The sequence below is a fragment of the Microbacterium sp. genome (assembly GCF_035277845.1).
Classification (GTDB): Bacteria; Actinomycetota; Actinomycetes; order Actinomycetales; family Microbacteriaceae; genus Microbacterium.
This window is the reverse complement of record NZ_DATEJS010000236.1, coordinates 1-8,136: the sequence shown is the minus strand read 5'-3', so window position 1 is coordinate 8,136 and position 8,136 is coordinate 1. Positions and strand designations below refer to the sequence as shown.

At 71.6% G+C, this 8,136-nt stretch carries 7 protein-coding genes; 5 read left to right on the top strand and 2 right to left on the bottom strand.

Going from position 1 to position 8,136, the window contains the following annotated elements:
• Positions 1–230: L-rhamnose mutarotase (locus VJR25_RS10380; protein WP_324114899.1), on the bottom strand; the 230-nt coding region annotated here is incomplete at its 3' end.
• A gap of 50 nt (positions 231–280) precedes the next feature.
• On the opposite strand from VJR25_RS10380, the gene VJR25_RS10375 reads away from it, so the two are divergent.
• Positions 281–598 (top strand): metalloregulator ArsR/SmtB family transcription factor, encoded by a 318-nt coding sequence (locus tag VJR25_RS10375; protein ID WP_324114898.1) that lies wholly within the window; start codon positions 281–283, stop codon positions 596–598.
• Positions 595–1,128 (top strand): SRPBCC domain-containing protein, encoded by a 534-nt coding sequence (locus VJR25_RS10370; RefSeq protein ID WP_324114897.1) that lies wholly within the window; start codon positions 595–597, stop codon positions 1,126–1,128. Before VJR25_RS10375 ends, VJR25_RS10370 begins: the two co-directional genes overlap by 4 nt.
• Before the next feature lie 48 nt (positions 1,129–1,176).
• Here VJR25_RS10370 and adhP read toward each other — a convergent pair whose 3' ends face one another.
• On the bottom strand, positions 1,177–2,205 hold the full coding sequence (adhP, locus tag VJR25_RS10365) for an alcohol dehydrogenase AdhP (RefSeq protein ID WP_324114896.1): 1,029 nt from the start codon (positions 2,203–2,205) through the stop codon (positions 1,177–1,179).
• Positions 2,206–2,348: 143 nt separating this feature from the next.
• On the opposite strand from adhP, the gene VJR25_RS10360 reads away from it, so the two are divergent.
• The 3 genes from VJR25_RS10360 to VJR25_RS10350 are packed head-to-tail and all read left to right on the top strand — an operon-like array spanning position 2,349 to position 7,919.
• Positions 2,349–3,833, top strand: a complete 1,485-nt coding sequence (locus VJR25_RS10360) for a DUF3375 domain-containing protein (RefSeq protein WP_324114895.1) — start codon at positions 2,349–2,351, stop codon at positions 3,831–3,833.
• Positions 3,826–4,566, top strand: coding sequence for a DUF4194 domain-containing protein (locus tag VJR25_RS10355; protein ID WP_324114894.1), 741 nt, complete (start codon positions 3,826–3,828; stop codon positions 4,564–4,566). Before VJR25_RS10360 ends, VJR25_RS10355 begins: the two co-directional genes overlap by 8 nt.
• Entirely contained in the window at positions 4,563–7,919 is a 3,357-nt protein-coding gene (locus tag VJR25_RS10350; RefSeq protein ID WP_324114893.1) for an ATP-binding protein, read from the top strand. The genes VJR25_RS10355 and VJR25_RS10350 overlap by 4 nt, the downstream gene beginning before the upstream one ends.
• Positions 7,920–8,136: the final 217 nt, after the last annotated feature.

The following is an 8,136-nucleotide window of genomic DNA, read 5'->3' as shown; positions in this document are numbered from 1 at the left end:
CAGGCCTCGACGGCGTTGGTCCAGATCTCGCCGGGCCGTGCCTCGGGCAGGGGGATCTGGCAGGGGTCGGTCAGTTTCCACCACTCCTGGGTCTCCGGGTCGGCTGCCATCGCCGCCATGTCCGCGGCGAAGTCGGTGCCGACGTACTCGAAGTAGCCGATCAGCAGGTCGCCGAGGATGAAGATCGAGTAGTTCTCGACCGCTGAGGTCGTCGTAAGCGCAGACATCATGTGCGTATGTACCCTTGCGGGTACGTAACCGGTCAGGTACGCTCGCCTCCATGGATGCAGTGCTTCAAGCCCTGGGCGACCCGAGCAGGCGCACCGTGCTGGCGATCCTGCGCGACCATGACGCCACTGCAGGCGAACTCGCGGACGCCCTGCCGATCGCGCGGCCGGGGGTGTCCCGTCACCTGAGGGTGCTGCGGGAAGCCGGCCTCGTCGAGGTGCGCCAGGACGCGCAGCGCCGGGTCTACAGCCTGCGGCCCGAGCCGCTGATGGCGCTCGACGACTGGCTCGCCGAGTACCGGGGGCTCTGGCAGAGCCGACTCGATGCACTGCACACCGAGATCGCACGAGGAAAGAAGGACGCACGATGACCATGAACGCGACGATGCGGGCGCTGGACACCACCACCGGGGCCATCCGGGTGGAGGACGTCTACGACACCGGCATCCACGACCTCTGGGATGCCTGCACCACCCCGGCGCGCCTGGCGCGCTGGATCGCGCAGGTGACCGGAGACCTCACCGTCGGCGGCACCATCGCGGCGACGTTCACGAGCACATGGACGGGGTCGGGCCGGGTCGACGTCTGCGAAGCGCCGCACCATCTGCTGCTCACGATGGAGGTCGGCACCGACGACGAGGGACAGATCGAGGCGTGGCTCAGCCCGGAGGGCGACCGGACACGACTCGTCGTCGAGGAACGCGGGCTGCCGCTCACGCAGCTGTACTTCCATGCGGCGGGTTGGCAGACGCATCTCGAGGACCTGCAGCGGTCGCTCGCGCTCGGCGCGTCCGCTCACCCGGACGGATGGTCGAGCGCCGAGCCCTCGCCCGCATGGCGGGAACGCTGGGTGGAGCTGACACCGTCATACGAGGCCGCCGTCATCGCACCCGCCGGGTGAGGCTGCGGGCGCGGCATCCGGAGTCGACTCCGGATGCCGCTCCGGTCCTCACGCCATCTCCATCACGATGCGCCCGTCGATCCGTCCGTGTTCCATCTCGTCGAAGATGGCGTTGATGTCGGTCATCGGCCGCACGGTGTAGGTAGGCCCGACCTTCCCGCGGGCGAAGAAGTCGATCGCCTCCTGCATGTCGCGGCGCGTGCCGACGATCGATCCGCGCACCGTGAGCCCGAAGAGCACGGTGGTGAAGATGTCGAGCGGGAACTTCTCGGGCGGAAGGCCGACGAGCGCCACCGTCCCGCCCCGGCGCAGCGCGCCGACGGCCTGCGGGAACGCGTGGGCGTTCACCGCGGTCACCAGGGCCCCGTGCACTCCGCCGCCGGTCGACGACTGCAGTTCCGCGGCCGGGTCCGGCGACGTGGCCGCGTTGACGGTGACCTCGGCGCCGTGTCGACGCGCGAGCGCGAGCTTCGTGTCATCCACGTCGACCGCGGCCACGCGGCGCCCCATCGCGACCGCATACTGCACGGCGAGGTGGCCGAGCCCGCCGATGCCCGAGATCAGCACCCATTCGCCGGGTTCGGTGTCGGTGACCTTGAGCCCCTTGTACACGGTGACTCCGGCGCACAGGATCGGGGCGACCGCCGCCAGCTCCACCCCGTCGGGGATGAGCGGGGCGTAGCGCGCGTCGACGAGCATGTACTGCCCGAACGATCCGTCGACGGAGTATCCGCCGTTCTTCTGATTCGGGCACAGCGTCTCCCACCCGGTCTCGCAGTACTCGCACTCGCCGCATGCGCTCCACAGCCAGGCGTTGCCGACCCTGTCGCCGACTTTGACGCGGGTGACGTCCGCGCCGATCGCGACCACGGTGCCGGCTCCCTCGTGACCGGGGATGAACGGGGGCTGCGGTTTGACGGGCCAGTCCCCGTGTGCGGCGTGCAGGTCGGTGTGGCACACGCCCGAGTATTCGACCTTGACCAGAGCCTCCTGCGGCCCTGGGCTCGGGATCTCGACCTCTTCGAGGGTCAGGGGCTGCGTGAACGAGTGGACGACCGCGGCTTTCATCGTGGGCATTCCGGTGGGTCCTTTCGAGGGGATGAGCGGCCCGTGATGCGAGCCGACTGCTCGGAATCTATCGACGGCGCGACGGCGGCGCCCGGGACCTTGGTCCCGGCATCCGGATCGGGATGTCGGCGCCACCGATTACGCTTGAGACGATGACCGATACGCGTGCCGAGGCCGCCTACGTGCGCTCCCTGGCCGCGTTCCGCACCCCGACCCTGGACCTGCTGCACGGGCGTTACGCGCCGTTCGTCGTCGCCGCACTGTCGGTGGTGTTCACGGTCGATCGCCCGGTCGTCGCGGTCGCGGACGCCCATGCCGAGGTGGGGGAGATCCTCGATGAGCTGCGGGCCGCCGGCTACGACGATGACGACCGCGCGCTGCCGGCCGGCACGGCACGGGAGATCTGCCGCTCCTGGGTGCGGGTGGGATGGCTCGTGCCGCAGATCGACGACGACGTCGAGGTGTACCGGCTGACCGCGCACGCCGTCGGAGCGCTCGAGATCACCGGCCGCACCGGCGGCGGGCGCACCCGCGTCTCGACCTCGCGCGTGCGCACCCTGCTCGAGGCCGTCGACCGCCTGGCGGCCGATGCGGAGGCCGACCCCGAACGGCGCCTCGAACGGCTCCGCGCCGAGCGCGACGCCCTCGACGCCGAGATCGCGCGGCTGTCCGCGGACGGATCCGCCGACCCCGTCGACGACGAGCAGCTGCTCGAGGAGGCCGAGAACGTGCTGCACCTCGCGCGCGAGCTTCCCGCCGACTTCTCGCGCGTGGCCGAGTCCATCAAGGCCATGCAGCGGGATGTCGTCGCCGACCTGCGCCGCGACGTCCGCCCCACCGGCGAGGTGCTGCGCGAATACCTGCAGCGCGGCCAGCACGTCATGCACGCCACACCCGAGGGCCGGGCGTTCGCGGGCGCGCTGCGGCTCATCGGCGACCCGGAGCGGATCGACGACCTCACCGAGCAGCTCCGCACGCTGGTCGCCCAGCCGTTCACCCGGCTGATGGATGCCGCCCAGCGCGAGGAGCTGGATGCCATCGGACGGCGCGTCGAGCTCGGCGTGCAGGAGGTGCTGACCGCGCAGCGGCGGGCATCCCATGTCATCACCGGGCAGGTGCGCACGCACGATCCGGTGCGCGACCGCCAGGTCGACGACCTGCTGCGCGACGTCATGGCGGGGCTGCAGGCGTGGACGGCGACGGCCGCCGGGGCATCCTCCGCAGATGCCGCGGTGCACCCGCTGCGCAGCCTGCCGACCGCCGACATCGGGCACCTGCGCCAGTCGGTCGGCGACATCCGCCCGGCCGGGGCGCCCGCCGCCCTCGCGCCTGCCGACGACGTCGAGTTCGTGGATGCCGACACCCGCGCCTGGGGCGGTCCGCGGTACGCGGAGCTCGAGGCGTATGTCGCGGGGCTCGGCGACGAGTTCGACCTGGGCGACGCGTTCGAGAACGCACCGGGGGATGCCCGGCGTCCGGTCGACCTGCTCGGTCTGCTGGAGATCGCCCATCGCAGCGAGCTGATCGAGGGCGACGGGGTCTCGGTCGTCGAAGCCCGCCGCCCGGACGGGACCACGCGACGATTCGCGTTCGGGTCCGTGACCGCCCGACCCGTGAAGGAGACCGCGGATGACTGAAACCGTGCTGGATGCCGAGGTCGAGCCCGGCGGGTCGTTCATCGCCCCCGTCGCGATGGAGGACGACCCCGACGAGCTGTTCGCGGGGGACCGCGGCGTGCTCGACCCCGACGTGCGCCGGGTGCTCGTGCACGTGCTGCAGCGGCGGTTCCTGCTCGCCGATCGCCACCGCGAGGCCTGGACCGTGCTGCTCGACAACCAGCAGCTCATCGAGTCACGCCTCAACGACCTGTTCGTGCGCCTGGTGATCGATCACGACCGCGGAGTCGCCTACAAGCAGCAGGTGCGCGGGGGCGAACTGGACGTGCCGATCCTGCTGCGGGATGCCGCCTACTCCCGTTCCGAGACGCTCGTGCTGGTGCACCTCCGCACGATCTACCAGCGCGAGACCGCGGCCGGTGAGCCGTCGGCGCGCGTGGACATCGAAGACGTCGAGCAGACCGTGCTCAGCTACTTCGCCGACACGGACGGCGACACCGCCCGCCGGCAGCGGGCGATCCGCAAGGCGCTCGAGCGGCTGGATCGCGACGGCATCGTCGAGGAGGAGTCCGCAGGGCGGTTCCGCATCAGCCCGCTCGTGGAGATCGTGCTCAGCGCCGAGAAGCTGCGGGAGCTGCGGGACTGGCTGCGCGCGCAGACCGTGGAGGACGACGAGGACGAGGTGATCCCGGACGATCTCGTCGTGGACGAGATGGGCCGGGACGAGACGGCCCTCGAGGAGGCGGCACCGTGACGATGCTGGACACGCTGTTCGGGCTGATCCCGGCGGCATCCCGCGGCCAGCAGTGGCTCGCCGAAGATCTGCAGCTGGTGAACTGGGGCGGGTACGACGGGGCCCACCGCGTGCGGTTCTCGCCCGCCGCGACCCTGCTGTGCGGTGGATCGGGCTCCGGCAAGTCCACGCTCATGGACGCGTACATCGCGCTCATGATGCCGCATACGACGCCGTTCAACGGGGCGTCCAACGGGGGAGTGACCGGACGCCCGCGCGGCGAGGAGCAGCGCAACATCCTGTCGTACGCGCGCGGCAAGCTGGACGAGTCCCGCACCGAGGACGGCACCCGGATGCGGGTGCTGCGCGGGGACGGGCACGACACCTGGACCGCGGTGTCGATGACGTGGCTCGACCACGACGGGTCGCGCTTCACGGCGCTGCGCGCCTGGTACATCCCGGCGGCGGCTCGCCTGCTCGAGGAGACCGTGCGGGTGCGTGCGACCGTCGACGGCGGGTTCGACCTGGCTGCGCTCGAGGGCGCGGCATCCCACCACTTCACCGACACCGCGCTCAAGGCGGCGGGTCTCGAGCCGATCGCGACCGACCGGGAGTTCTCCGCCCGACTGCACGCCGTGCTCGGCATCGGCGCGGCCGGAGCGGGAGCCAAGGCGATGAGCCTCCTCGCCCGCATCCAGGCCGGCCAGCAGATCACGACGGTCGACGATCTCTACAAGCGCCTGGTGCTCGAGGAGCCCGAGACGATGGCGACCGCCGACGCCGTCGTCGCGCACTTCGACGAGCTCGAGGGCACGCGCATGCGCATGCTGACCGCGCGGCAGCAGGTCGCCGTGCTCGAGCCGATCCGGGGACTGCAGACGAAGATCGCCGAGGCCGCCGAGCGGGTGCGGCTGATCGACCAGGTCGGCGCGTTCTCGGATGCCGCTTCCCTCGCGTCGCTGTGGCGGGCCGAGCGTCGGCTCGACCTGCTGCGCGACGTCGAGACCGAGCTGCGTGACAGCAGGCAGGCTGCGGATGCCGTGCTGCGCGAGAAGAGGGCCCTGGCGGATGCCGCCGAGGCCGAGCGCGACGGACTGGTCGACGTGCTGCGCTCCTCCGGCGGCGACCGGCTCGACACGGCTCACCGAGAGCTGCGTGCCGTCGAGCAGCGCCTGTCGGCGGCACAGCGCAACCGCGGGGTGTTCAACGACGACCTGCGCACGCTCGGAGTCGAGGTCACGAAGCGGGAGCAGTTCGCCGCGCTCCTCGAGCGGGCCCGCGAGGGACTCGCCGACGCCGACGCCACACGGGCGGCGCGGCGCGAGTTCGCCGAGGCGATGTCGGCCCGCACCGCCGTCGACCGCGAGATCGCCGAGCTCGAGGCCGAGCGCGCCCAGGCGTCCGCGGCGACCGACAACATCCCGCGGGCGCTGCACGCCTCGCGGGCGCTGCTCGCCGAGGCGGCGGGGCTCGAGCCCGACGACCTGCCGTTCGTGGGCGAGCTCATCGAGGTGCGCACCGAGTTCGAGCCGTGGCGGGAGGCGTTCAACCTCGCCCTGGGCGGGTTCGCGACGACGATCCTCCTCGACGTCGCGCGCCTCGACCGGTTCCGCGACGCGATCAACGCCGTGCGCACGCCGGTGCGGGTGCGGTACGAGGGCGTGCACACCGGTCTCGGCGAGACCGGCGGGCGGGACGCGTCCACGCTGCCCGGCCGCCTGGAGTACCGGTCGACTCCGTTCACCGGCTGGCTGCAGCAGCGCCTCGACGACCGGTTCGGCTTCGTGTGCGTCGACTCCGGACGCGAGCTCGGGGCGCATCGGATGGGCCTCACGATCACCGGTCAGATCTCGCAGGGCGGTTCGGGTGCGCACGGCGGTCACGGCCGCGCGAACGTGCTCGGGTTCTCCGGCGAGCGGCGCCTGCGCGACCTCGCCCGGCAGATCGACCAGGCGCGCTCGCGGCTGGTCGACGCGATCGACGCGGTGGAGGCCGCCGAAGCCGCGCTGGATGCGGTCGAGGTCCGGCGGGCGGCCTTCGCGCGCATCGCGGAGCTCACGTGGGACCAGGTGGATGTCGCCTCGGTCGTCGCCGAGCGCGACACCTGGCAGGCCATCGCCGACGAGGTCACCGCGGGCAACCCCGAGATCGCGCGGATCCAGGGCCAGCTCGATGCCGCGAAGGGCCGCGTCAACGCGCTCCGCGACGAGATCGCCCACGCCAGGGTGGCGCGGGAGCAGGTCGAGGCGCACTGGGCCGACATCACCGATGACGTGGACGCCAGCCAGTCCACCGTGGATGCCGCGGAGGATGCCGGACTCGCGCTCGACGACGACCAGCGCGGATTCCTCGACGCCCGCTTCACGCTGCGCGAGAGCGCGTCCGCGGCGGCGCCGTCCGTGGTGCTCGCCCGGTTCGATGCGGCGCTGACCACCGCGGCGCAGCGCCTCGACGAGGACCGTGCCGCGGCATCCGCCTCGCACGAGGAGCAGCGCGACACGCTGCGGCGGATCATGGCCGGGTTCCTCGAGCGCTGGCCGAACCCGAACCTGCTGGCCGACCCCGACACGTCGCTCGCGGACTTCGAGCACATCCTGCTCGCGCTCGAGACGAGCGGGCTCCACGAACTCGAGGCGGAGTGGCGGGACAGCCTGCTGAACCTGTCGGGCAACGACCTCACGAACCTGGATTCGACGCTCAGCCGCTCGCTGCGCGAGATCCGCGAGCGCATCGACCCGATCAACCGGATCATGCAGCACCTCCCGTTCTACGACGACGCCCACCGGCTGCAGATCACCACGCGCGAGAACCAGTCCGAGCCGCGGCGGCGCTTCCGGCGGGAGCTGCGGGAGGTGCGCGCGCTGATCGACGCGGCGTCGGGGGACGAGGATCGGGAGCAGGTCTACCGGCGGATGTCCCGCCTGATCGGCCGGATGCGCCGGTCGGCTCCCGATTTCGGCGACCTCATCGACGTGCGCAACCACGTGCGCGTGAGCGCCGAGCGCGTCGACGCGGTGACCACGCAGCATGTGGCGCTCTACGACCACATCGGCGAGAAGTCGGGCGGCGAGTCGCAGGAGCTGATCGCGTTCATCGTGGGCGCGGCGCTGCGGTATCAGCTCGGGGATGCCGGTGCCGAACGGCCGCGCTACGCGCCCGTGTTCATGGACGAGGCCCTCATCAAGGCCGACGCGCACTTCACCAAGCGTGCGATCGGCGCCTGGCGCGGACTCGGCTTCCAGCTGGTGATCGGCGCGCCGAACGACAAGTACAGCGCCATCGAGCCGCACGTCGACGTCGAGTACGACATCCTCAAGGACACCATGGGTCGCTCCTGGGCGAAGCCGAAGGTCGGTCTGCCCGAGCACGGCTGACGCGGCACGGTGTCGCCGGCGATCGCTCGCCGACGGCACCGTGCTGACGACACCGTGCCGACTGTCAGCTGCGCGCCGGGCGGCCGGTGACCGGGTCGAGGAACAGCCGCGCGCTGTTCGCCGGGCGGTGGAACGAGAACATGCCGTCCAGCGATCCGGCGAGCGCGTCGAACGAGGCATCGCCGATCCGGCCGGTCTGCCAGTTGTCCTCGATGAA

What these genes read in the sequence shown, in the direction of transcription:
- VJR25_RS10375 (WP_324114898.1), top strand. Translation starts at nt 281, where the DNA reads ATGGATGCAGTGCTTCAAGCCCTGGGCGACCCGAGCAGGCGCACCGTG.
- VJR25_RS10370 (WP_324114897.1), top strand. Translation starts at nt 595, where the DNA reads ATGACCATGAACGCGACGATGCGGGCGCTGGACACCACCACCGGGGCC.
- adhP (WP_324114896.1), bottom strand. Translation starts at nt 2,205, where the DNA reads ATGCCCACGATGAAAGCCGCGGTCGTCCACTCGTTCACGCAGCCCCTG.
- VJR25_RS10360 (WP_324114895.1), top strand. Translation starts at nt 2,349, where the DNA reads ATGACCGATACGCGTGCCGAGGCCGCCTACGTGCGCTCCCTGGCCGCG.
- VJR25_RS10355 (WP_324114894.1), top strand. Translation starts at nt 3,826, where the DNA reads ATGACTGAAACCGTGCTGGATGCCGAGGTCGAGCCCGGCGGGTCGTTC.